This is a genomic window from Bradyrhizobium erythrophlei, assembly GCF_900142985.1.
GTDB lineage: Bacteria > Pseudomonadota > Alphaproteobacteria > Rhizobiales > Xanthobacteraceae > Bradyrhizobium > Bradyrhizobium erythrophlei_B.
Window position 1 is genome coordinate 1,490,933 of record NZ_LT670849.1, and the last position, 23,319, is coordinate 1,514,251.

Sequence of the window (23,319 nt, forward strand, 5' to 3'; positions counted from 1 at the left end):
GTGATGGCCAACGAAAATCTCCGGCTGCGATCCGCGCTTCGAGATCTGGTTGCGCTTTCGACCATCCCGGCGGGATGGATCGGGATCGAACCGCGCACGATTGCTACCGGACTTGCCGATATTCTGGCAGGGTCTTTGGGTTTTGATTTTGCATTCGTACGCATGCTCGATCCCACCGGAGGGGTAACGATCGACGTCACGAGTGGACGCGCTACGCGGTCATTTTTGGACTGGCTGCAGACTCAACTTTCCACTCTCGATGAGTCCTTGCGCAGGCAAACCATTCAAAACATCGCAGGCTTTGATGAGCGGCCGATATCGCTCCGCGGGATGATTGTTCCTATTGGCTTCAACGCATACGCCGGCCTGGTAGCCGTCGGCTGTGAACGCAGCGACTTCCCGACCGAAGCCGACAGGATGCTGCTCACGGTCGCAGCAAATCACGCAGCGACAGCTTTTCGCAGCGCCAACCTGGTCAATGAACGACGCCAGGCCGAGCAGGAGGTTTGCAAGGCCCGCGACGAACTCGAGATGAAGGTGGCAGAAAGAACGGCCGAACTGCAGCAGGCCATGGTCGAGCTGGCCCGAAGCGAAGCAAAATTGATCGAAGCGCAGCGGGTGAGCCAAACCGGCAGCTTCGTCTGGAATGTCTCGACCCACGAACGAATAGGCTCCAGGGAATTTTTCAGAATTCTTGGATTCGACGAGCCGCATTCCGTCACCTGGGAAATGGTTCTTGAGCGTGCTCATCCGGAAGATCGGGCGCAGGTTGTGGAGACGGTTCGCCAGGCATCCCGCTCCGGAAAGGACCTCGACTACGAGCATCGATTGCTGATGCCGGATCGCTCGGTGAGGCATGTCCATGTTGTCGCTCACGCCGGCAGGAATTCCGCGGGCCAGCTGGAGTACGTGGGGGCGGTGGTCGATGTCACCGCGGCCAAACACGCCGAGGAGAAGCTGCACAAGACCCAGTCGGAGCTCGCGCGGGTAACGCGGGTGACGACGCTGGGAGAGTTAACGGCCTCGATCGCCCACGAAGTGAACCAGCCGCTCGCCGGCGTCATAGCCAACGCCGAGGCCTGTCTGCGCTGGCTGGATCGCGAAAATCCCGATCTGGAAGCAGCGCGTCGATCGGTGGACTGGGTAATCAAGGATGGCAACCGGGCGACGGAGGTGATCCGCCGCCTTCGGTCACTGGTGAACAAGACCGACAGCGAGAAGACGCCGCTCGACATCAATGACGTCGTTAACGAAGTCGTTGCTCTGGTGCAGCGCGAACTGGCCAGCCATCAGATATCATTGCAAATGAAGTTGGCGCCAGCTCTGCCCATGATCCTGGGCGATCGGGTCCAATTGCAGCAGGTGATTATCAACCTTGTGGTGAATGGCATTGAAGCCATGCAACCGGTCACGGATCGGCCTCATGAATTGGTGATCCGATCGGGGCTGGACGACACTCAACAGGTTTTTGTGAGTGTGACGGATTGCGGCGTCGGAATCTCGGCCGAAAATGAGGAGCGGATGTTCAATGCCTTCTTCACCACCAAATCCAGCGGCATGGGCATTGGACTTTCGATCTGCCGTTCGATCATGGAAGCCCATGATGGCCGACTGTGGGCCACGGCTTGCAGTCCCCACGGCGCTACATTTCAGTTCACTCTTCCAATGAACGCTGACACAGCGTCGAATGTGCAATCGTTCTTGTCCTCGGCGGGCGCCGCGATGCCGAACCCGGCGAGGCGAACGCGTCGACCTATCTCGCCGGCACCGCCGGGTGTCCACTGACCGCTCGAGCGCGCCATGTTGCGCTCGTCGACTTTTGCCAGCCGTGTAGCTGGATCAATTACTTCGAAAAAATCACAGCCTAGCAACCCTGCGGCATCGCGCCAGGGGTGGCCGACGCCCCGGTCGCATTTGCCGGCGCCATCATGGCGGGATTGGCAAGGTTGAACGAAACGTTTTCGTTGCATGCGGCCGAATTCGGCGTCGGGATCACGGTCATCGCAGGCTCGATATCGGTGCTGGCGAGATTGTCGACAGGCGACGGAATAGATCCGGGCGGCGGGCTCGGCGGAACGTCGCTGATAGCGAGCGGCGAGGCCGCAGAGTTGGTCAGCGCATTGCCCGGCGCCGCCGTACAGGTACTGCCGGGACTCGCGGTCCCGAGCGGAGGCGCCGGCGCGATCGTGCCCGTCGTGCTGCCGCCGACTGCGCCGAGGATCATCACCGGCATCGCCGGCGGCAAGGTAAGCGGCTGACTTGTGGTCGGCGTCGTCGGCATCAGGCTCGAAGACATCGACGTGACGCTCGACCCGGGAATGGCGGGAGCGCCAATCGGACTCATGGTCGTAGATGCAGAGGGTGTTGTCGTCGCGGTCACGCTCATCACGGAAGGCGAAAGCGCCACCGTGGTCGGCGAACAACTCAAACTCGTGCCGGGAATGGTGGGATCGGTGGCCAGCGGCGGCGAGGCAAGTGTGGTTGCGGGCGCTCCGGGGACCGTCGACGGGGAAAACAGACTGACGAACGGGCCCGGTCCGCCAAGCGGAGACGAGACGATGGCCCCCGGCGTCGTCGGGAGTGCCATTTGCGTTGTGCCCATGGTCGACATCTGGGCCAGGCACGGACCGCCACCGAGCAAAAGCATCGCAAGGCTTGCGAGAAGGATACGCATTTTCGAAGCTCCGGCTAAACGTTGCAGCGGTCCCGCGGCCGTCACGAGTTCGCCGGCTGGGTCTGCGGCGCGACCTTGCTGCCCTCGGCGAGATCCACAATCGGATTGAGAATAACGACATCCCCTCGCCCGAGACCTCGTTCGATCAGAACTTCCTTGCCGAAATCGCGCGCAATCGAAACCTTCTGCAAGTGCACGATCCCGGCCCTGACGAGCGCGACATGCAGGCCATTCTGGTCGAACACGACCGCGTCAGCCGGCACCACAAAGGACGGCGTCTTCCGCGGTATCTTCAGGTCGACGATACAATAGATGCCGGGACTGAGCGCACTATCCGGATTCGGCACGTCGATTTCGGTGAGCAGCGTGCGGCTGCCGGGCTGCAAGGCGCGCGCAAAGCGGGTGACCGTGCCCGCAAAGACGCGGTTCGGAATCTCCGGAACGTGCACCTCGGCCTTGACGCCGGGTTCGATGCCGATGGCTTCGTCCTGCGGCACGTAAAGCTGGATACGGATCACGTCGCTGTGCATCATCGTGTACATCATGGTCGATCCGGACTGCACCAGGCTGCCATTGTCGATGTAGCGCTGGGTGACGACGCCGTCGAAGGGCGCGATGACACGCTGATAGGACTTCTCCTGACCGAGCACCTTGATCTGCGCTTCCTGCGCCGTGATGTTGGATCGCGCAACGCCGAGCGCGGCTTCCTGCGCCGCAAGCGTCAAGCGGTCATTGTCGCCCTGCTGCTGGGTCAGCCATCCCTTTGTCACCAGGCTTGAGTCGCGGGCGTTGGTCACACGCGCGAGTTCGTGGCTCGCCTCGGTCTGACGCAGCGTCGCCTGATACTGCGCAAGTGTCGCCTGGGCCTGCGATATCTGATGATCGAGCTCGGGCGCGGTGATTTCGGCCAGCAGTGTACCCGCCCTGACCTGATCGCCGATGTCGACATAGCGCTTTTCAATGTAGCCGCTGGTGCGGGCGAAAATATTTGCGGCCTCGAATGCGGTTGTCGTCGCCGGCAGCGACACCGTCATGATGCCGTCGCTTGGCCGCACCTGCGCAACGCGCACGTTCGGCACGAACTCGCGCCGCTGCTGTGCCGTCGCCGCGACGCCCTGCCCCGCCTGGTAGTGCCGCACGGCGCCCGCGACCAGACCGCCCGGCAACAGCAGGAGCAACATGGCGCCGATAGACGCGCCGCCAAACCGGCGGACGGACTTTCGACGCGGCTCGGCCCGCGACGTCTCGTCCGCCGCCGCATCACGGGCGTATGGGTCGACGCCTGCTTCCACCGGGGTTATCTCTGCTTCGCTCATTCGAGTGGTCCTTCAAATACGCCATGATGGGATTTGCCGTCGTTTCCCTTGCGCAGCATCGCGAACAGGTAAGGCACGACCAGTAGCGTCGTGGGCGTCGCAAACAACAGCCCGCCGATGACGGCTCGCGCCAGTGCAGCATTCTGTTCCTCGCCAGCGCCGCCAATTGCCATCGGAATCATGCCGACGATCATCGCGGCCGCGGTCATCAGCACCGGCCTTATCCGGGTGTGTCCCGCGCTAAGCGCGGCTTCGAGCGCGGAATGGCCGGCGAGTTGCTGTTCGCGCGCAAACGTCACGAGCAGGATCGAGTTCGCGGAGGCGACGCCCACCGCCATGATCGCACCCATCAGCGAAGGCACGTTCAGCGTGGTTCCGGTGATGAAAAGCATCGTGACAATCCCGCACAGCGTTACGGGCAAGGCGAGGATCACCACGAACGGATCGCCGAAATTCTGATAGTTCACGACCATCAGCAGATAGACGAACACCGCGGCGAACACCAAGCCGATGCCGAGATTCCGGAACGAATCGTTCATGCTCTGAACCTGGCCGAGCAGCTGGATCCGGTTGCCAGGCTGGAGCTCCTTCTGCAGCGAGGCCGTCACCTTGTTGATGTCGGCTGCGACGCTACCGAGATCGCGCCCCTGAATGCTCGCATAGACCTCGAATACCGGCTGGATGTTCGACTGGTTCGAATTGGTCGGGACGGTGTCACGCTTCAGCTTGGCGACATTGCTGAGCATTCCCGGCACCGGCTGGCCGCCGACCGTCAGCAGGCTCGAAACCGGCGTGTTGTTCAGCGCGTTCAGCGAATTGACCCGATACTCCGGAGTCTGCACGGCGAGATAATAGGGAATGCCCGAAGACAGATCGGTCCAGAAATTGGGCGACACCTGGACGGAAGATGAGAGGCTAACATTGATGTTGGTCGCGACCGTGCTGGCGTTGACTCCGAGCTGCGCGGCGCGGGTGCGATCGATTTCTGCATAGAAGTCCGGTCCGTTCGTCTCCTGTTGAAGGTGAACGTCGACGAGACCGGGAATATCGGCGAGGCGCTTGCGCATTTCCTTCGCAACCTGGAGGTTGTTCTTGCCATAACCCATGGTGCGGACGTCGATTTGCGCGGGGAGCCCGAAGTTGAGAATCTGGGTCACGATGTCGGCGGCCTGGAAGTAGAAAGTGTCTTCCGGGAACGCGGCCGGGAGCACTTCGCGCAGCTTGCGAACATAGTCCGCGGTCGGTTTGTGGCCTTCCTTCAGTCCCACCAGGATCACGCCGTCGTTGATGCCGATCGTGGATCCGTCGGCAAACGCCAGATTGTAGGCACGCGCCGGAAGACCCATGTTGTCGACGATCAGCGCCCGCTCTTTTTCGGGAATGATTTCGCGAATCTTATTTTCGACCGCCTGAAAGATGCGTTCTGTGTTCTCGATCCGGGTGCCTGCGGGGGCACGGACGTGAAGCTGGATCTGGCCTCCGTCGATGAAGGGAAAGAAGTCGCGGCCGACAAAGATGGTCAAGGTACCGCCCAGGACAAGTACACCGGCGAGCGCGACCGGCACGATCGCCCGCCGATGCAGGAGGATCGTCAGCAGCTTGCGGTACCCCTCCCGCAGCCGTTCGAAGGAACGTTCGAACGTCTTCGAAATGCGGGCAAACAATCCCGGCGCGGCCGAATCCGGCGCGTGATGTTTTTCTCCCCGCAGCAACAGCCCGATCGTGATCGGCGTTAGCGTACGCGACAGCGCGTAGGACGCCAGCATCGCGAACACCACCGCAAGCCCGAGCGGCGTGAACAGATATTTGGCCGGCCCGTCGAGAAATACCACCGACGTGAACACGCAACTGATCGCAAGCGTGGAAACCAGCGTCGGCACGGCGATTTCGGCCGCGCCGTGCAGCGTGGCCTTTGCCAGCGGCATGTGCTCTTCGGTCAACAGGCGGTGCGTATTCTCGATTGTCACGGTGGAATCGTCGACAAGGATGCCGACTGCGAGCGCGAGACCGCCGAGGGTCATCGTGTTCAGCGTTTCTCCGAGAAAGTACAGGACGATCAGCGACGACAGGATCGCGAGCGGTATCGAGATCATCACCACCAACGTCGAGCGCCATGAGCCGAGGAAGACCAGGATCATCAGCGCGGTCAGACCTGCGGCAATCGCGCCCTCGCGCAGCACGCCCTGCACCGCCGCGGTGACGAAGACCGACTGGTCGAACAGCTGGCTGATCTTGAGACCGGGCGGCGCCGCCGTCTGCATCTCCTTGAGAACCCGCTTGACGCCGTTGACCACCGTCAGCGTCGAGGCGTTGCCGTTCTTGATGATGCTGAGCAGGACGGCGCGTCGGCCGTCCTCGCGCGCGATATTCTGCTGCACCATCGCTCCGTCGCGCACCTGCGCGACATCCTTGAGGAAGATGGTCGACCCGTTCATGAACTTGACCGGCATCATGTTCAGGTCGTCGATGGTCGCCGGCGTCGCGTTGGTGCGCACCGTGTATTGCTTGTCGTCGATCTTGGCAGTTCCGGACGGCAGCGTCAGGTTTTGCGTGTTGACGGCATTGACGATATCGAGCGGCGTGAGGCCTCTCGACAACAGCTTGTCCGGATCGATGTCGACCATGATCTGGCGGTATTTGCCGCCGGCAGGCGTCGGCAACGTGACGCCCGGCACCGGTGCGAGCTGCTGCCGTACCCGATAGATGCCGTAGTCGTAGAGCTGCTGCTCGTTCAGCCTGTCGGAGCTGAGGCTGAGTTGCAGAACGGGGACGCTCGATGCGTTGAATTGCACGACGATCGGCGGCTGGATGCCCGGCGGCATCAGCGCACGGATCGAATTGGTCGCCGATACGATCTGGGCAATCGCGAGGTCCAGGTTGACGTCGGGCTGGAAGTAGATCTTCTGAATGGACAGCCCATTCAGCGTCTGCGCCTCCATGTCCTTGATGCCGTTGACGTTCGAGCTGATCGAATACTGGCTGTAGGTGGTGACCCGCTGCTCCATCTCGGGCGTGCTGAGGCCGGTGTACTGCCAGATCACCGTGACGACAGGGATTCTGATTTCAGGAAAAATGTCCGTCGGCATGGTGTAGATCGTCGTGATCCCGAGAAACAGGATCAGCGCCGCCATCACGTAGAACGTGTGCGGAAACCTGAGAGCGAATCGAACAATTCCCATCTTGCATCCCAAAATGTTGATTCAAGGCCGATCGTTCGACGAAAACGACCGCTCCAGATTGCGCGGTTCCGCGCCTCTCGATGTCGGTGAGATGTCTGGATTCGATGCTCCCCGAGCACGCCAATTGCTCCGGTCGGGAAACATCGGCTGGCTCGAACGGAACTAAGCACTGTCCCGCCACAGCCCACTAACTTTTGGTTTATCTTCGTTCACGCCTGTCGTGATGAAGATTGATGGAACGTGTGCTGTTCTTGCGGATGAACAACCATTTCGATCGGGGACGACTGCGATCTCGTGCCGGCGGCGGCGCGACGCCAACCTTCGTATAGGTCTGCGAACCCTTGAGATGAAGCCGGGCTACCCCTGTAGGATAGCGCCGAGGCCTCCCGCTCTGACATCATGGTCAGCGAACACAGAGGTCTCGGAAAATGAAAAAAACTCTGGCTATCGGTATTGCGATTGGTCTCGGCATTTGGAGCCCGATCGCCTTCGCGCGCGGCGGAATGAGCGGCGGCATGGGCGGCATGGGAATGTCGCACACGATGGGAACCAGCAGCATTGGCGCCGGCGGCAGCTTCGGTACCAGCGTCTACGCGCCTGGCACCAACTCGCTCGGCACGGCGCTGCCGTCGTCAGGCGTCGGCAAACCCATGAAGGGTGCGCTGCTCGGCACAAGCCCCGCGATCGATCGCGAGGAGGCCAAAGTCGAGAAGATGCTGAATTCGGTCTGCCGGGGCTGCTGAGATAACAGACCCTTAAGATCGCTCGCCGCGAAACGCGCAGGCCATCCATGAAACGCAATTTAATCGGACGAAGCGCTCAACGACTTATATCTGCAGCTGAACACCCGATCGACCGGGTGTTCGCGGAGCGATAGTCTTCGGAGGTTCTGGTGACAGACGGCAACAGATCAGTCCTATTCGGGTCTCGCTCTTTGGAGCCAGACAAATCCGCATCCGAAGAAATCGGCGCCACGGACGACGGTCTTGTCGTTGCGCGAGATATCCCCGACCGCGGCGGCGACCACATCATCAGATCGCTGACCTGTGCCCTTGAAGCTGTTGTGCTTGAACATGACGAGCATTGCGCCGAAGCTCTGAGGCGGACGATCGAGGCCAGGCTCGCCGGGCTGCGTCCGGCGATGCGCGCCACAGATTGTCGCGGCGATGCCGACTTGAGCAGGCAGCCGGTCCGGGCGCTGCAGAAATGGCGCCTCAAGCGGGTTGTCGAATATGTCGATACCAACCTGTCGAGCAAGGTCAGCCTGCTCGATCTCGCTGCCGTCGCCGGCCTCAGTCGAATGCATTTCGCATGTCAATTCCGCGCCGCGACCGGTTTGCGGCCACACGAATTTCTGCTCCAGCGGCGCATCTGCCGCGCCAAAGAATTGATGAGAGGGACTTCAATGACAATCGCAGAGATCGCACTCACCGTGGGTTTTCTCACCCAGGCTCACTTCACGACCGTGTTCAAGCGCTTCGTGGGATACACGCCGCGCCAGTGGCGCACGGTCAACCAGGTCGCGTCCGTGCCGCGCACGCCGGATGCTACGGGTAGCGAGACGACAACGGCGCTGTGACGCCGGCGCAACCAATGACGCACGGCCACGACCATGCTTGAAATCCTTTCTCCCGTCAGACTGCTTGGACTACCGGGGAGTCTTCGCCAGGCATCCTTTTCCCGCGCCACGCTGATCGGACTGCGCGACAGTCTGCCCGAGAAGGTCACGCTCGAGATCCACGAGCCGCAACTTCCTCTCTACAACGAGGACGACGACCGATCGAACGGGCCGGAGCAGGTTCTCAAGTTTCGCGACGCGATCAAAAACAGCGACGGCGTCGTGATCGTGACGCCGGAATACAATCACGGGGTGCCGGGCGTGCTGAAAAACGCGCTGGACTGGGCATCGCGTCCCTTCGGCCGCTCGGTGCTGGCGAAAAAGCCGACGCTGGCGATCTCGGTTTCTTCCGCCTTCACAGGCGGCGTGCGCGCGCATGCACAGCTCAATGAGACGTTGCTGGCCATTCCGGCGCTGGTTGCCGGAGGACCGCAGATCGTCATCGGCAATATCGGTGAAAAAATCGCAGACGGCGTGCTCGTCGATCAACCGAGCCTGCACTTTGCATTGGCGGCGTTGCGGCAAATGATCTCTATGTGCCGGCTCTCTTCATCGCGGTTGATGGCCTGAACGCGTTTTAACAAGGTTCAGGCCAAAACCCTTTCCCGCACGCCAAAGCGCTGTTCAAATTCACGCAGGTTGACGATGCCGCGGCGGTGGGTTCCGTCCCCTATTCTGCGCTCGTCGTTCCAGGCCTCGATCCGGAAGAAGACGCTTCTCTCGTCCATATCCGTCACTTGCGCAATCGCACGGACCTTGCGGCCGACGGCAGTTGCTGCGAGGTGGCGCACGCTGATCGCCATGCCGACGCTGACAAAACCTGCCGGCAAGACAGACGAAATCGCCGATCCTGCGGCCATTTCCATGTGCAGGACCATCACCGGCGTCGCATAGACGAGCGGCATGCCGGCGACGAAATGCCCGATCGTCATCTCCCTGGTGACGATAAAGTCCGCCTCGGCCGACAGGCCTGTCAGATGATCCAGCGGGTTCATGCGCTGACCATTTCTGCGACTGCGGCGGAGCGCTCGATCCGGACCGGAATGCCCTTTGAAGACGGCGTGAAGCTCATGGGATCGTGCGCGTACAGCGGCACCAGCGGATTGGCCTCCGGATAATAGGCCGCGCAACAGCCGTTCGGCAGCGAATAGCCGACCGCGCGGAAGTTACGCACGCGCCGCTCGATGCCGTCGGTCGATTGCGTCACGAGATCGATGCGGTCGCCGTCCTGCAAACCGCGCTTGTCCAGCTCGGACTTGTTGAGAAAGACGACGTCGCGCTGGTTGTAGACACCTCGATATCGGTCGGACATCGAGTAGACCGTGGTATTGTACTGATCGTGGCTTCGGATCGTGCTCAGCCAGAGCGTTTCCACGTCGTCGTTGCGCCGGTCTTCATGGAGCCCGTCATAGACGAGGAACTGCGCCTTTCCCGACGGTGTGTCCCAGATCCGCTGCCTGGCGTTTGGGATGAGGTGAAAGCCGCCGGGAAGGCGGATGCGCTCGTTATAGTCCCAGAAAATCGGAAACACGTCTTCGATCGCATCGCGGATGCGGTCGTACTCCGAGACGAAGCTCTCCCACTCGACCACCGAGCGATTGCCAAGCGTGGCGCGCGCCATACCGGCGACGATGGCGGGCTCGCTCAAGAGATGTTCCGACGCGGGCTTGTTGCGGCCGGCGGAGGCATGAACCATCGACATCGAATCCTCCACCGTAATCGACTGCGGCCCGGAGGCCTGAATATCGATTTCGGTGCGGCCGAGACAGGGCAGGATCAACGCGTCCCGCCCGTGAATGAGGTGGCTGCGGTTCAACTTGGTCGATATCTGCACCGTGAGATCGAGGTTTCCGAGCGCCTTCTGTGTCCGCGGCAAATCCGGGATCGCGGCGGCGAAATTCCCACCCATGGCGACGAAGACCTTCACCTCGCCGCGGATCATCGCTTCGAGGGCCGTCACGACGTTGTGGCCGTGCTCTCGCGGCGGCTTGAAACCGAAGCGACGCTCCAGCCGCTCCAGAAAATCCGGTGAGGGAATTTCCGTAATTCCGACCGTGCGGTCGCCCTGGACGTTCGAATGGCCGCGAACCGGACAAATGCCGGCGCCGTCGCGGCCGATGTGGCCGCGCAGCATGGCAAGGTTGGCAAGCTGCTGCACGTTCTGCGCGCCCCGCCTGTGCTGGGTGATGCCCATGCCGTAGACGACAATGGCGCGTTCGGCCTTCATGTAGACCTGCGCCGCGTATTCGATTTCCTGGCGCGCAAGTCCGGAGGTGCGCTCGATGTCCTCCCAGCGGGTTGCCGCGAGATCGCTGACCAGCGCCTCGATTCCGAGCGTGTGTTCACGGATGAAGTCCCAGTCCAGCACGCCCGGCAGACCATTGGCGCGCGCGGCTTCGTCCGCTTCCACCAGCACCTTCATCATTCCCTTGATGGCGGCCGCATCGCCGCCCACCCGCACCTGATAAAGCTTTGAGCTGATCTGGGTGGAAGACAGCGTCGCCATCTCCACCGGGCTCTGCGGATGCTGAAAACGCTCGAGCGCCCGCTCGCGGAACGGATTGAACGAGATGATCGCAGCGCCGCGGCGCGACGCCTCGCGCAAATCCGTCATCATCCGCGGGCTGTTGGTGCCGGGATTTTGCCCAAAAATCAGAATGCAATCGGCCTTTTCGAAATCTTCCAGCACGACCGTCCCCTTGCCGACGCCGATCGACTGCGGCAGGCCGACGCTGGTCGCCTCGTGGCACATGTTGGAGCAATCTGGAAAATTGTTCGTGCCGTATTCCCTGACGAACAGCTGATACAGAAACGCCGCCTCATTCGAGGTCCGGCCCGACGTGTAGAACTCAGCCATGTCGGGATCGGGCAGCGCGGCGAGATGCGCACCAATCATTGCGAATGCCTTGTCCCAGCTCACGGGGGCGTAACGGTCGGTCACCGCGTCATAAGCCATGGGATGGGTGAGCCGTCCGACCATTTCGAGCTCGTAGTCGCTCCAACTCGCAAGCTCCGTGACGCTGTGTTGCGCAAAGAAGTCGGGCGTGCAGCGCTTTGACGTCGCTTCCCATGCCACTGCCTTGGCGCCGTTCTCGCAGAACTCGAAAGACGAGGTGTGCTTCGGATCCGGCCAGGCGCAACCCGGACAGTCGAATCCGGACGGCTGATTCATGCATCGCAGCGTCGCCGCGCCTTTGACCGGGATGTGCTGCTCGACCAGGTGCTCGCCGACGGCCTTCAGCGCCCCCCAGCCGCCTGCCGGATGATGGTAGGGATGAACGGCTGCTCGATCGGACATCGAAAATTTCCTTCAGCGAAAGACGAATGACCTTGGAGGAAATGCGCGCAGTCAGCGCAAAGTCTTTCGAAAAGCAGCGTCAGTTGTCCAAATCGCACTGACAGGACCGCGTAGCGGCCAGCGCAGTGCATTCTGACAAACAGCAGCGCGTTTCAGGAAAGCGATCGCTTGCGGGCTGCCTAGTTTCATTTTGAAGACCGGGAATGAACCGACACAATCAACAGCAATCACAGGACAGAAATCATGATCTCGAGACGAAACCTGCTGGCCGCATCAGGACTGGGAGTCGCGGCGCTATCGACCGCCAAGGCCGCTTCCTTCGGCAATCCGGACGAGCCGGCGCAGGGAGCTATCAATGCCAAAGGACCGGGAAATCTGATCGATCCAGGGCCGCAGAATCCCGTGATCGCCAGCCAGTTTCCAGCCGCTCAGTCGCCGCCGGCAACCGACGTCGGCGGAATGCCGATGACATGGGCCTCGTTCAACAACGCAGCCAAGCGCATCCAGAACGGAGGCTGGGCGCGCGAGGTGACGGTGAACGACTTTGCGATTTCAAAGGAGATCTCAGGCGTCAACATGCGGCTGACCGCCGGCGGCATCCGCGAGCTTCACTGGCATCAGGCGGCCGAGTGGGCGATCATGACCTATGGCAACTGCCGCGTCACCGTGCTCGACGCGGAGGGACGCCCCTATGTGGCCGATGTGAAAGCCGGCGATCTCTGGTATTTCCCGCCCGGCGCCCCGCATTCCCTGCAAGGCCTCGGGCCGGATGGCTGCGAATTCGTCATCTGCTTTGACGATGGTCATGCCGACGAATTCAACACGCTGCTGGTCACGGATTGGCTCGCGCACACGCCGCCGCCGGTTCTGGCAAAGAACTTCGGCGTTCCGGTCGAGACCTTTGCGAAGATCCCGCTGCACAATCTCTGGATATTCCAGGGCGAGGTGCCGGGCGACCTCGCGGCGGATCGCGCCGCCATCCAGAAGAATGCGCCCGCTCCCACGCATCCGTTCATTTTCCCGCTGCAATCGACCGAGCCGAGGAAGGCATCCGCAACCGGGACCATCCAGGTTGCAGACAGCACCAACTTCAAGGTTTCCACCGCGATCGCCGCAGCGCTGGTGACGATCCGCCCCGGCGCGGTGCGCGAGATGCACTGGCACCCGAATGCGGACGAGTGGCAATATTACATCAAGGGCAAGGGCCGCATGACGGTCTTCAACACCGGCCCCAACGCGCTGACGATGGATTTCACCGCCGGCGACATCGGTTACGTCAAGCGCAACTACGGACACTATGTCGAGAACACCGGAGATACCGATCTCCAGTTCATCGGCGTGTTTCGCGCTCCCCGCTATGAGGAAGTCTCGCTTTCGAACTGGCTTGCGCATACGCCGCCGAAACTGGTGGCTCAGCATCTCAACATCGATGAGGAGACCATCGCGAAATGGCCGGGCGACGCGCCCGGTGTGGTGCCGAAGGCCATCTGAGCCTTCGATAGCCGCTCGGCTTTGCGTGCGAACTCGAAAGAACATCGTTCGCCCATGAACGATGTTCTTTCAATGTTGGCCGGTTCAGGAACCAAAAACCGGACGAAGCGTCCTCTCCTGAAGCGTGCCCGAAAGAGTACGAATAGGAGCAAACATGAACCATACTGCAATCGCAGGAACCTTCGAGCCCGTCGCCGGCCAAAGGCCGGTGGCCCGGGCTGGCGCCAGACCCATTCATCAGGTGTTGGCGCCATTTCCGGTGGCTTATTTCACGGCGGCTCTCGCCACCGACCTCGCTTATTGGCAAACCGCCGAAGTGATGTGGGAGAGATTTTCGATCTGGCTGATCGCCGGCGGACTGGTGATGGCTGCGCTTGTGGCGTTGGCGGCCGTCTCCGATCTCGCTTTCGGCAGGCAGCGGCCGGTCTGGTTCCGGGCGTTCGGCTACCTCGCCGGAGTTTTGATTTCGCTCCTCAACGTCTTCGTTCACAGCCGCGACGGCTATACCGCCGTGGTGCCGACCGGCCTGACACTGTCGGCGGTCGCCGTCGTCATCCTGCTCCTGTGCGCGGTCACCGGGGGCTGGAACCTCACCACTCGTCGGGGAGCGCGCTCATGAACCGCTTTAAGTTAAGTCCGAAAAGGTTGCCGCGCCTCGCTGCCGTGGTTGCAGTCGGGGTCGCAAGTCTTGCGCTGGCAAGCTGCGACGATGCCGGCGGCGATCCGAAAGTGCAGATCGGCGCCAATCCCGTTCTGCCCGCGATCCAGCAGTATCTCGTGCCGCCGATCCGCATCGCGCAACCGGTGCCATGGGGGAACGACTCCCCGAAGGTGGCGCAAGGCCTGCAGATTCACGCGCTGGCCACGGGATTTGAGCATCCGCGATCGCTTTACGCTCTTCCGAACGGCGACGTGCTGGTGGTCGAGAGCAACGGGCCGAAAGCGCCGGTGTTTCGTCCAAAGGACCTGATCACAGGCGTGGTGCAGAAGCTCGCCGGAGCCAAGGCAAGCAACGCGAGCCGTATTACGCTGCTGCGCTACGGCAATGGCGACAGCGCTCCGCAGTTGCGGACCGAATTTCTCGACCACCTGAACTCGCCGTTCGGTGTCGCGCTGATCGGCCATTATCTCTATGTGGCCAATACCGACGCCATCATGCGCTACCCCTACGAGGACGGGCAGACGAAGATCACGGCGGAAGGCACCAAGCTGACCGATCTGCCGGGCGGCCCGATCGACCATCACTGGACCAAGGCCATGGTTGCAAGTCCGGACGGCAGCAAGCTTTATGTTGGCGTCGGATCGAACAGCAATGTCGCCGAAAACGGCATGGAGGCCGAGCGCGAGCGAGCCGCCATCTGGGAGGTCGACGTCGCGACCGGCGCGCACCGCATCTATGCCAGTGGCGTGCGCAACCCGACCGGACTGCAATTTGAGCCCGAGACCGGCAAGCTCTGGGCAATCGCCAACGAGCGCGACGAGATCGGGCCCGATCTGGTGCCGGACTATCTGACCTCGGTCAAGGACGGCGGCTTCTACGGCTGGCCCTACAGCTATTATGGCCAGCATCTCGATCCTCGCGTCATGCCGCAACGGCCTGACCTGGTGTCGAGCGCCATCAAACCCGACTATGCGCTGAGCTCTCACGTGGCGCCGTTGGGACTGGCGATATATACGGCCAACGCCCTTCCTGCGCATTACCGCGGCGGCGCTTTCGTCGGCGAGCATGGAAGCTGGGATCGCACCCCGCTGAACGGCTACAAGGTTGTGTTCGTGCCGTTCAGCGGCGGTACGCCTTCCGGTGCGGCGGAAGACGTCGTCACCGGTTTCCTCGACCAGAACAGCCACGCCCGCGGCCGCCCGGTTGGGCTCGCCGTCGATCGGAGCGGCGCGTTGCTGATCGCCGATGACGTCGGAAATACGGTGTGGCGCGTGTCGTCCGCGTCCGTGTCCACCGCTTCGACACAAGGCCACTAACACCAGCTTCCGGCGGCCCCAATTCCGCGCGAGCGGATTGATGCCGCCGGTTCAGCGACGGAAAACGTTGGCGCGCCTTCGATGAAGACGCGTGATGGTCCGGATGAGAACGCCGAATGCCTCACAGCAAGATAGGCCATAGCGATCCTGACCGACCATCGCGCCGCTCGCTTCTGCGCGGCGCGGCTGCGATCGGCGGCGCGACGCTGGCCGGCCGCGCGATCGGAAGCGCAAGCGCTTCGAGCAATCTTCCGCCTGACGTCCCGGAATGGATGAAGACGCCCGGCGACCCCATGGGCAGCCAGCCTTACGGCAGCCCGTCTCCGTTCGAAAAACACGTCGTCAAGAATATTCCGAAAGACCTGCCGCAGTATCTGTCGGCCTCTGGACGCGCGCCGCTGCAGGATCTCGACGGGATCATTACGCCGAACGGCCTGTTCTACGAGCGCCACCATGCCGGCGTTCCCGCTATCGACCCGGCGCAGCATCGCCTGATGCTGCATGGCCTGGTCGAACGTCCGATGATTTTCACCGTCGACGACATCAAGCGCTTCCCTTCGACGTCGCGAATCCACTTCCTCGAATGCTCCGGCAATCCCGGCTACCAGAAGCCGTTCGGCAAGACCGCCTCCGATCTCGTCGGACTCCTGAGTTGCGCGGAATGGACCGGCGTCAGCATGAAGCTCGTGCTGGAAGAAGCCGGGCTGCGGCCGGAAGCCAAATGGGTGATCGCCGAGGGCGCGGATGCGGTCGCCATGAAACGAAGCATCCCGATCGACAAGTGTCTCGACGATGCGATGATCGTCTACAGCCAGAATGGCGAGCGGTTGCGGCCGCAGCAGGGCTATCCCCTGCGGCTGATCCTGCCCGGCTTCGAAGGCAACATGAACGTGAAGTGGCTGAGACGCCTCCACGTCACGGCCGAGCCGGTCTATTCGCGCGAGGAGACTTCGAAATATACCGACCTGATGCCCGACGGCGTTGCGCGCGAGTTCTCGTTTGTCATGGAAGCAAAGTCGATCATTCTGCGTCCCTCCGGCGGCCAGCGGCTGTCAGGAAGCGGATTTCACGAGATCTCCGGTATCGCCTGGAGTGGGCGCGGCAAGATCAGGCGGGTCGACGTGTCGGTCGATGACGGCAGCTCTTGGCAGGAGGCCGAGTTGCAGGAGCCGGTGCTGACCCGCGCACTCACGCGCTTCCGTCTGCCCTGGCGATGGAACGGCGAGCCGACCGTGATCCAGAGCCGCGCGATCGATGAGACCGGCTACGTCCAGCCCACGCTCGCCGAATTGATCGCGGTGCGCGGCGAGAACTTTTTCTACCACAACAACGCGATCTGGCCGTGGCGCATCGCAGTCGATGGCGAGGTAAGCAATGCGGCAAACAGCTAAGAGCAACGTCGTCCTTGTCACCGGCATCCTTTTGGCGACGATCGCAGCTTCGAGCGCCCAGAGCCCCTTCGGTATCGGACGGACGGCAACGCCGGCCGAGATCGCCGGCTGGAACATCGATGTCGGACCTGACGGACGCGGGCTTCCGGCGGGCAGCGGCAGCGTCAGCCACGGACGCGAGGTCTACCAGAATCAATGCGCCGCGTGTCACGGCGACCAGGGCCAGGGCGGCGTCGGCGACAGGCTGGTGGGCGGCCAGGGAACGCTTGCGACGTCGAAACCGATCCGAACCGTCGGCAGCTACTGGCCCTATGCGCCGCCTTTGTTCGATTACATCCACCGCGCGATGCCGCAAAACGCGCCGGGGTCGCTATCGAACGAGGATGTCTATGCTGTTTCCGCCTATATTCTGCACTTGAACGGGTTGTTGCCTGCGGATGCCGTCCTCGACGCCAAAACGATGACCGCCATCAAGATGCCGAACCGCAAGATGTTCGTCGACGATGCGAGGCCGGACGTCAATAATTCCGCCTGCATGGCCGGTTGCTGAGACGGACGAAGCCAACCTGGCAATCGATCGTTCACGCGGCGCAAGAAACCGCATTCGTTCTCGCTGCCCGGTCCAGCCGCCGGTCGGGACACAGGATCTCGATGCAGCCGCCGGGCCCGGGATGGATCATCAGCCGAAATCCATGCAGCTTGACGATCGCCGCCACGAGATTGAGCCCGAGACCAACACCCGCGGTGTGACGCACCTTGTCGGAACGGTAGAACCGCCGCAGCACCGCTTCCGTTTCCTGACGCGGGATGCCCGGCCCGGTGTCGGTGATGCGCACGACAGCGCCTTGTTCGGCCTGCGCCAGCTCAATCATCACCTTGCCGCCTTCGGGGGTGAACTTGACCGCATTGTCGACGAGATTGACGATCGCCTCGAACAGGAGATCGCGGTCGCCACGCACTTCAAGATTGCCGGCGATGTCGACGCTGAGATTGATCTCCTTGTCTTCGGCAATCGGCTCGTAGATATCGCAGACCTGACGGAGCAGATCGGGGACGGCAACGTCGCCGAACGCGGCGGAGCGCCGGCTGTTCTCGATGTCGGCGAGCCGCAGCAGCGCCGTGACGATGGAGAGCGCCTGATCGATGCCCGCGACAGTCTTGTCTGCGGCCGTCTGAAATTGCTCGAGACTGGTCGCATTGGATCGCCCGCGCTCCAGTATCAGCCGCGCCCGCGTCAGCGGCGTCCGCAGTTCATGCGCGATGTCGTTCCCGACGCCAGCAAGCGCGTTGATCATGGTCTCCATCTCGTTCAGCATGCCGTTGACGATGACGGCAAGATTCGAGAACGGCTCGTCGACGTCGCGATGCGGAAGACGCTCGCGCAAATCTCCGGCAATAATGCGCTGGACCCGCTGGTTGACCTCCTCGACGCGCCTTTGCGCGCGCAGGCTCAACCAGGCGCCGGCCAGCAGGCAGAGGCAAAAAGCCGGCAGCAGTCCCAGCGCCAGCGCCTCACCGACAACGTGGGAGATTTCCCATGTTTCGTCCACGACTCTGCCTACGAGAGCGACGTTGCCGTTCGCCAGACGCCGCGCCGTGGCGCGGATCAGCGGATCAGTCGATTTGCCGCCGCTTGACTGCATGACGCGTACGTTCTGCGGCGGCGCGCCGATCGCAATGTCTTTCGGAAATTGATCGAGATTGCCGGCAAGCCGCTTTCCGCTGGAATCGAACAGTCCGGCAAACTGGACACCTCGGTCATCCAGCCTGAGATGATCCTCGATCACGTGTACGCCGTGCTCGAACGGCAGCGACGCCAGAAACGCAGCTTGCGTTTCGAGCAGGCGGTCGGATCGCGCCACCAGGTAGCCGTCGATGTTGAAATAGATGAAACCGAACAGGATGACGACGAACGTCGCGAACAGGCCCGCGACCGCGGAAGCCCATCTGAAGGTGTTCGAGCGCAGGAATTGAACCTGAAGCATCCGGTTTCGTTACCCGAGCTGGTCCACGGTGCGCAGGATGAACCCTGCGCCGCGGACGTTATGGATCATCGTCGCCTCACCCGGCCCGTCGACCTTGTGGCGGACGCGCCCCATATGAACGTCGACCAGATTCGTCGTCGGAACAAACTTGTAGTTCCAAACCTCCTCGAGCAGCATCGCTCGCGTCAACAACTGGTCGCTCCGCCGCATCATGTATTCGAGAAGACGGAATTCCCGCGGCAGCAAATCGATGTCGCGCTCGCCACGCCTTGCCGTGCGTTCGATCAGGTCCAGTTCGAGCTGTCCCACCCGCAAAATCGTCTCGCGCGATTCCGAGGGGCGGCGCAACAGCGCCTCTATCCGCGCCACGAGTTCGACGACCGCAAACGGCTTGGTCAGGTAGTCGTCGCCTCCCATCCGCAAGCCGCGTACCCGATCGTTCACGGCGCCAAGCGCGCTGAGCACCAGAACCGGCGTACGCACCTGATCCTTCCGCAAGGTGTCGATGACGGACAAACCGTCCATCCCCGGCAGAAGACGGTCGACGATCAACGCATCGGGCCGCAGCGATCGCGCCTTGTCGAGACCCTCGATTCCGTTCGACGACCACTCGACCTCGAACCCGCGCCCGGTCAGCTCGGCGGATATTTCCTCCGCTGTCTCATCGTCGTCTTCGATCAAAAGAACCTTTGTCATCTGCGTTCTCTCGCATCGCCGGAACGAAGGGGAGCACCTGTCTCCCCTTCGCCGCGGACGACTTAGTTGCTAAGGTACCAACCGACGATGCATCAGCCGCAATAGCCATAGGGCGACACGCTGTCGGCCGGATGCGAGAGGTACCAGTCGTAGCAGTCCACGCCGTAGCCATAATACGGATGACTGAACCGGTGCATGGCGTGTTGATGGATGCCGCCGGTGCGCGCGCCTTCGCCAAACGCGAAGCGCGAACCATCGAAGCGACCGACACCGCCAACATGGCCGATGCCACCGATGTGCTCACCGCCGCCGAAGCCACCAACGTGCGCGCCGCCACCGAAGCCGCCAATGTGCGCGCCTCCGCCGAAGCCGCCACCCATATGACCGCCGCCGCCGAAGCCGCCGCCTCCGTGTCCACCACCGCCTCCGCCGCCGCGCGCATCGGCTGGCGCAATCGCCAAGGTCGAAGCCAGCAGGGCCGTCGCCAAAATCGTGATCGTCTTTCTCATCGTTTACTCCATTCAGTTGACGGAACGGAGCGCGCCATTTTCCAAACTTGCGCGCGCCGACGCTTCCGATGAGTTGGAGATAGGAATTCTCCTTCGTTCGACCATTAAAATGACTTTCAGGCATTTCACGGCGCCGCGAGCACCGTTCGCGCGCTCACCCGGTGCCGCAACAACGGCTGCGCGAAGCTTGAAGGATTTCGCAAAGAGCGGATTTTGAGAATTCGAGAGCTCGCCATCACATATAGTTATTGCCGCTGCGAGCCGCTTTCCAAAACGCACGATCTCCCGCTGGCGTCGCCGGCGCCTGACGCTTCCTAACGGCCAATTTAGTGGCGGCGCGCCGCAGCCCGCTTATGTCGGCAGGTAACGACGTCAGCCGGAGAGCCCGGTGCCTTTTCTCTCCATGACGATCGCGGCTGCAGATCCGATTGCGGGCGTCCCTTCCGCAGTTCGGAACTGCAGCCAATCTCCGCGTGGCAAGACCCGCAAACAACAAGAACGCAATAACGAGAGTTTCAAGATGAACCAATCACAAGCAAGCCAGGCCGACATGGAATATGTCGATATCTCCGGCACCACGATCCGCGCTTCGCGAATTGCGCTGGGCACATGGGCCATCGGCGGCTGGATGTGGGGCGGCAGCGACGAACGCGAGGCCATCAAGACCATTCACAGCGCGCTCGACCGCGGCATCAATCTGATCGACACCGCACCTGTCTACGGTTTCGGGCATTCGGAAGAGATCGTCGGAAAGGCACTGGCGATGGACGGACGGCGCGAGCGCGCGCTCATCGCGACCAAAGTCGGCCTCAACTGGAAGGACAGCAAGCCGTTTCGCGACGCGCGAAAGACCCGCATTGTCGAAGAAGTCGAGAATTCCCTGCGCCGGCTTCGAACCGACGTGATCGACCTCTACCAGGTTCACTGGCCCGATCCCGACACGCCGATCGCCGAAGTCGCCGAATCCATGGCCTCCTTGCATCGCGCTGGAAAGATCCGCGCGATCGGCGTCAGCAATTTCAGCCCCGCCCAGATGGACGAATTCAGCAAGGTGGCGCCGCTTCACACCGCGCAGCCGCCGTACAACCTGTTCGAGCGCGCGATCGAGCAGGACGTGCTTCCCTATTGCCGCGATCGCGATATCGCGGTGCTCGCCTATGGTTCGCTCTGCCGCGGGCTTTTGTCGGGCCGCATGTCGCCGACCACCCAGTTCACCGGCGACGACCTTCGCAAGAGCGATCCGAAATTTGTCGCCCCGCGGTTTGGCCAATATCTCGCCGCCGTCGACGAGCTCGACCGTATCGCGAAAGCGCGCTTCGGCAGGCGGGTGATTCATCTCGCCGTGAGATGGGTGCTCGACCGCAACAAGATGAACATCGCCCTGTGGGGCGCCCGGCGCGCCGATCAGCTTTCGCCGATCGCAGGTGCCCTCGGATGGCGCCTCGACAGCGAGGTGATGGCCGAGATCGACAGCATCCTCGACAAGACGATCGAGAATCCGATCGGGCCCGAGTTCATGGCGCCGCCAAATCGTGTGGCTGCCTGAACGACGACGGAGGTCGCATCATGAGCAACAGCAACCCGATCCGAATCGTTCGTCCCGATCAATTCGATCTCGGGACGGCGCAGACGTCCGGCTCGCAGCGCCGCGCTGCGATTGCACCGGAAGTTGGCGTCACCTCCGCGCTGTGGGGCGGCATTTTCGAAGTCGAGCCTGGCGCGCGGACCGGCGTTCACCATCACGGAAGCCAGGAGACGGTTGCCTTTGTGCTTTCGGGAAGGTGCGAGGTCCGCTGGGGAGAGAACGGCGAATTCACAGCGCTGGCGTGCGCCGGCGATTTCATTCATGTCCCCGCTTTCCTGCCGCACATGGAGATCAACCCGTCGAAAGTGCATCCCTTCCGCTGGGTCGTCGTTCGAAGCACGCCAAAGCCCATTGTCGTCAACCTGCCGGACGCCGTCTGGCCGTGAGCCGCATGGAGCACACCGTGAGACTCTTCTTGATCGCTGCGGTCCCTGCCCTCCTGTATTGCAGCAGCCCGGCGTCCGCCCAGCAGCTCGACTACGTTCCCGAAGTGAACGACATGTCCACGGTTCCGATCGGCGCCACCTCACCGCTTGGAATCGACTCGAGTTCGATGGGTGGCACCGGAATCCCGCTCGGCGCAATCGAAATCAAATCTGCTGGTGTCAGTCCGCTGGCTACCTACTCGTCAGGCACCATTGCCTTGTCGGGCTCCGGCACGACCTGCCCGACGCCGATAATGTCGCAACCGGGAGTCACGGGATCAGCCGACGCCTATGACGGCGGTGGAATGGCGATGGGATCGACGGCAACGGCGACGGCGGGCTCCACGACGATGACACCTAACGTGACGGCATCCGGCAGTACGGCTGGAATGTCCGCACCAAACGTCGCACCGACCGACCCGGGCACGTTGCCAATTTCCGGGATGTCGACAACCTATGCCACGGGAACGGTGGGAGTGACCGGAATGTGCAGCGCCGACTCGAACGGGCTCGCCGCATCGCCATCGACTCCAACGTCGACGGCCGCCACGACGCCCGGCGGCAATCCGAGAGTCGGCATTCCACTGGGTTCCTCGGAGATTGCCAATCTCGGCGTCGGCTCCTGGGCTACGATACCGACGCCGCTTGTATCGCCGTTTGCAGCCACGCCAGGCACAACGCTGCCGACGGTTCCGACCATGCCTGTCGCTACGACTCTGCGATCGACTCCGACGACCACCACAACCGCGCCGGCGAGCCTTGCGGCATCGACAGCCTCGATCAGCGGCGCTTCAGGATTCCAATCCAGCATTTCGGGCATCCCGATTCTGGTGCCGGGCCTTGCAGGCAAATAACCCGTCCAGACTTCAGATTCGCGACTGCTGACTGCGCTCCTCGCCGCCGAAGGATTCGATCTGTGGCGCAAGCCGTCGCCTGGTCGTGCGATCCGGAAAAAGAGCCTCGGGCGAGGTTCGCTGCATGAATCCTAATTTAATGGCAATGGCGGGGACCCTCGCCACCTTGAGAGAGAGATGAATGCATGCCGTGTTTGAATGCGGCGCATGGCAGGTCTGGCCCGTCATCAGGCGGAAACGATCTCCGGCGCGGCCAATCTGCTTATCCGGGGAGTCCTCATGAGGCCGTTGTTCATCGTCGCGGTGGTTTCCATCTGCTTT

General features: G+C 62.1%; 22 protein-coding genes. 12 read left to right on the forward strand and 10 right to left on the reverse strand.

The features are described 5' to 3' along the window. Positions 1 to 3: 3 nt before the first annotated feature. A complete protein-coding gene (locus tag BUA38_RS06970; protein ID WP_072817281.1) occupies positions 4 to 1,785 on the forward strand; it encodes a sensor histidine kinase in 1,782 nt (593 codons plus the stop codon). 79 nt (positions 1,786 to 1,864) lie between these two features. On the opposite strand, the gene BUA38_RS06975 is transcribed toward BUA38_RS06970, so the two are convergent. Genes BUA38_RS06975 through BUA38_RS06985 form a run of 3 tightly spaced genes read right to left on the reverse strand, consistent with a single transcriptional unit; the run spans position 1,865 to position 7,169 of the window. Beyond that, positions 1,865 to 2,674, reverse strand: a complete 810-nt coding sequence (locus BUA38_RS06975; protein ID WP_072817282.1) for a hypothetical protein — start codon at positions 2,672 to 2,674, stop codon at positions 1,865 to 1,867. A gap of 41 nt (positions 2,675 to 2,715) precedes the next feature. Beyond that, positions 2,716 to 3,990: an efflux RND transporter periplasmic adaptor subunit gene (locus tag BUA38_RS06980; RefSeq protein ID WP_083587487.1), complete on the reverse strand. Its 1,275-nt coding sequence runs from the start codon at positions 3,988 to 3,990 to the stop codon at positions 2,716 to 2,718. Beyond that, positions 3,987 to 7,169 carry an efflux RND transporter permease subunit gene (locus BUA38_RS06985; protein WP_072817283.1) on the reverse strand — a complete coding sequence of 1,061 codons (3,183 nt, stop codon included), beginning with the start codon at positions 7,167 to 7,169 and terminating at the stop codon, positions 3,987 to 3,989. The genes BUA38_RS06980 and BUA38_RS06985 overlap by 4 nt, the downstream gene beginning before the upstream one ends. A gap of 428 nt (positions 7,170 to 7,597) precedes the next feature. Between BUA38_RS06985 and BUA38_RS06990 the strand changes: the two genes are divergently transcribed. Beyond that, positions 7,598 to 7,912: a hypothetical protein gene (locus tag BUA38_RS06990; protein ID WP_072817284.1), complete on the forward strand. Its 315-nt coding sequence runs from the start codon at positions 7,598 to 7,600 to the stop codon at positions 7,910 to 7,912. Between the two features lie 173 nt (positions 7,913 to 8,085). Here the strand turns inward: BUA38_RS06990 and BUA38_RS37960 are convergent, their stop codons facing one another. Next, positions 8,086 to 8,475, reverse strand: a complete 390-nt coding sequence (locus BUA38_RS37960; protein WP_244553359.1) for a hypothetical protein — start codon at positions 8,473 to 8,475, stop codon at positions 8,086 to 8,088. Between BUA38_RS37960 and BUA38_RS37965 the strand changes: the two genes are divergently transcribed. Then, the gene (locus BUA38_RS37965; RefSeq protein ID WP_244553287.1) at positions 8,470 to 8,748 is read left to right on the forward strand and encodes a helix-turn-helix transcriptional regulator; all 279 of its coding nucleotides are present in this window, start codon (positions 8,470 to 8,472) and stop codon (positions 8,746 to 8,748) included. The two genes, BUA38_RS37960 and BUA38_RS37965, sit on opposite strands and share 6 nt — an antisense overlap. A 33-nt stretch (positions 8,749 to 8,781) precedes the next feature. After that, the gene (locus tag BUA38_RS07000; protein ID WP_072817286.1) at positions 8,782 to 9,357 is read left to right on the forward strand and encodes an NADPH-dependent FMN reductase; all 576 of its coding nucleotides are present in this window, start codon (positions 8,782 to 8,784) and stop codon (positions 9,355 to 9,357) included. A 17-nt stretch (positions 9,358 to 9,374) separates the two neighbouring features. Here the strand turns inward: BUA38_RS07000 and BUA38_RS07005 are convergent, their stop codons facing one another. Both BUA38_RS07005 and BUA38_RS07010 read right to left on the reverse strand, forming a co-directional pair. Then, the gene (locus tag BUA38_RS07005; RefSeq protein WP_072817287.1) at positions 9,375 to 9,782 is read right to left on the reverse strand and encodes a thioesterase family protein; all 408 of its coding nucleotides are present in this window, start codon (positions 9,780 to 9,782) and stop codon (positions 9,375 to 9,377) included. After that, a complete protein-coding gene (locus BUA38_RS07010; protein WP_072817288.1) occupies positions 9,779 to 12,085 on the reverse strand; it encodes an FdhF/YdeP family oxidoreductase in 2,307 nt (768 codons plus the stop codon). Before BUA38_RS07010 ends, BUA38_RS07005 begins: the two co-directional genes overlap by 4 nt. Positions 12,086 to 12,328: 243 nt before the next feature. On the opposite strand from BUA38_RS07010, the gene BUA38_RS07015 reads away from it, so the two are divergent. The 5 genes from BUA38_RS07015 to BUA38_RS07035 all read left to right on the forward strand — a co-directional run bounded on the left by BUA38_RS07015 (position 12,329) and on the right by BUA38_RS07035 (position 17,494). Next, positions 12,329 to 13,576: an oxalate decarboxylase family bicupin gene (locus tag BUA38_RS07015; protein ID WP_072817289.1), complete on the forward strand. Its 1,248-nt coding sequence runs from the start codon at positions 12,329 to 12,331 to the stop codon at positions 13,574 to 13,576. 154 nt (positions 13,577 to 13,730) lie between these two features. Further along, entirely contained in the window at positions 13,731 to 14,195 is a 465-nt protein-coding gene (locus BUA38_RS07020; protein WP_083587488.1) for a DUF2231 domain-containing protein, read from the forward strand. Further along, positions 14,192 to 15,553: a PQQ-dependent sugar dehydrogenase gene (locus BUA38_RS07025; RefSeq protein WP_083587489.1), complete on the forward strand. Its 1,362-nt coding sequence runs from the start codon at positions 14,192 to 14,194 to the stop codon at positions 15,551 to 15,553. Before BUA38_RS07020 ends, BUA38_RS07025 begins: the two co-directional genes overlap by 4 nt. Positions 15,554 to 15,669: 116 nt before the next feature. Then, positions 15,670 to 16,944: a sulfite dehydrogenase gene (soxC, locus tag BUA38_RS07030; RefSeq protein ID WP_072817291.1), complete on the forward strand. Its 1,275-nt coding sequence runs from the start codon at positions 15,670 to 15,672 to the stop codon at positions 16,942 to 16,944. Beyond that, a complete protein-coding gene (locus BUA38_RS07035; protein ID WP_072817292.1) occupies positions 16,928 to 17,494 on the forward strand; it encodes a c-type cytochrome in 567 nt (188 codons plus the stop codon). The genes soxC and BUA38_RS07035 overlap by 17 nt, the downstream gene beginning before the upstream one ends. 31 nt (positions 17,495 to 17,525) lie before the next feature. Here the strand turns inward: BUA38_RS07035 and BUA38_RS07040 are convergent, their stop codons facing one another. From BUA38_RS07040 to BUA38_RS07050, 3 genes are all read right to left on the reverse strand, one after another. Beyond that, a complete protein-coding gene (locus tag BUA38_RS07040; protein WP_072817293.1) occupies positions 17,526 to 18,929 on the reverse strand; it encodes an ATP-binding protein in 1,404 nt (467 codons plus the stop codon). A gap of 9 nt (positions 18,930 to 18,938) precedes the next feature. Further along, positions 18,939 to 19,625 (reverse strand): response regulator transcription factor, encoded by a 687-nt coding sequence (locus BUA38_RS07045; RefSeq protein WP_072817294.1) that lies wholly within the window; start codon positions 19,623 to 19,625, stop codon positions 18,939 to 18,941. Between the two features lie 92 nt (positions 19,626 to 19,717). Beyond that, positions 19,718 to 20,134 carry a hypothetical protein gene (locus tag BUA38_RS07050; RefSeq protein ID WP_072817295.1) on the reverse strand — a complete coding sequence of 139 codons (417 nt, stop codon included), beginning with the start codon at positions 20,132 to 20,134 and terminating at the stop codon, positions 19,718 to 19,720. Positions 20,135 to 20,654: 520 nt separating this feature from the next. On the opposite strand from BUA38_RS07050, the gene BUA38_RS07055 reads away from it, so the two are divergent. From BUA38_RS07055 to BUA38_RS36530, 3 genes are read left to right on the forward strand one after another with little or no spacing between them, the layout of a single operon-like run. Then, entirely contained in the window at positions 20,655 to 21,680 is a 1,026-nt protein-coding gene (locus BUA38_RS07055) for an aldo/keto reductase (protein ID WP_276328160.1), read from the forward strand. A gap of 20 nt (positions 21,681 to 21,700) precedes the next feature. Next, on the forward strand, positions 21,701 to 22,105 hold the full coding sequence (locus BUA38_RS07060; protein WP_072817296.1) for a cupin domain-containing protein: 405 nt from the start codon (positions 21,701 to 21,703) through the stop codon (positions 22,103 to 22,105). Between the two features lie 17 nt (positions 22,106 to 22,122). Further along, a complete protein-coding gene (locus BUA38_RS36530; RefSeq protein WP_156898424.1) occupies positions 22,123 to 22,998 on the forward strand; it encodes a hypothetical protein in 876 nt (291 codons plus the stop codon). Between the two features lie 12 nt (positions 22,999 to 23,010). Here BUA38_RS36530 and BUA38_RS07070 read toward each other — a convergent pair whose 3' ends face one another. Next, positions 23,011 to 23,226 carry a hypothetical protein gene (locus BUA38_RS07070; RefSeq protein ID WP_072817298.1) on the reverse strand — a complete coding sequence of 72 codons (216 nt, stop codon included), beginning with the start codon at positions 23,224 to 23,226 and terminating at the stop codon, positions 23,011 to 23,013. Positions 23,227 to 23,319: the final 93 nt, after the last annotated feature.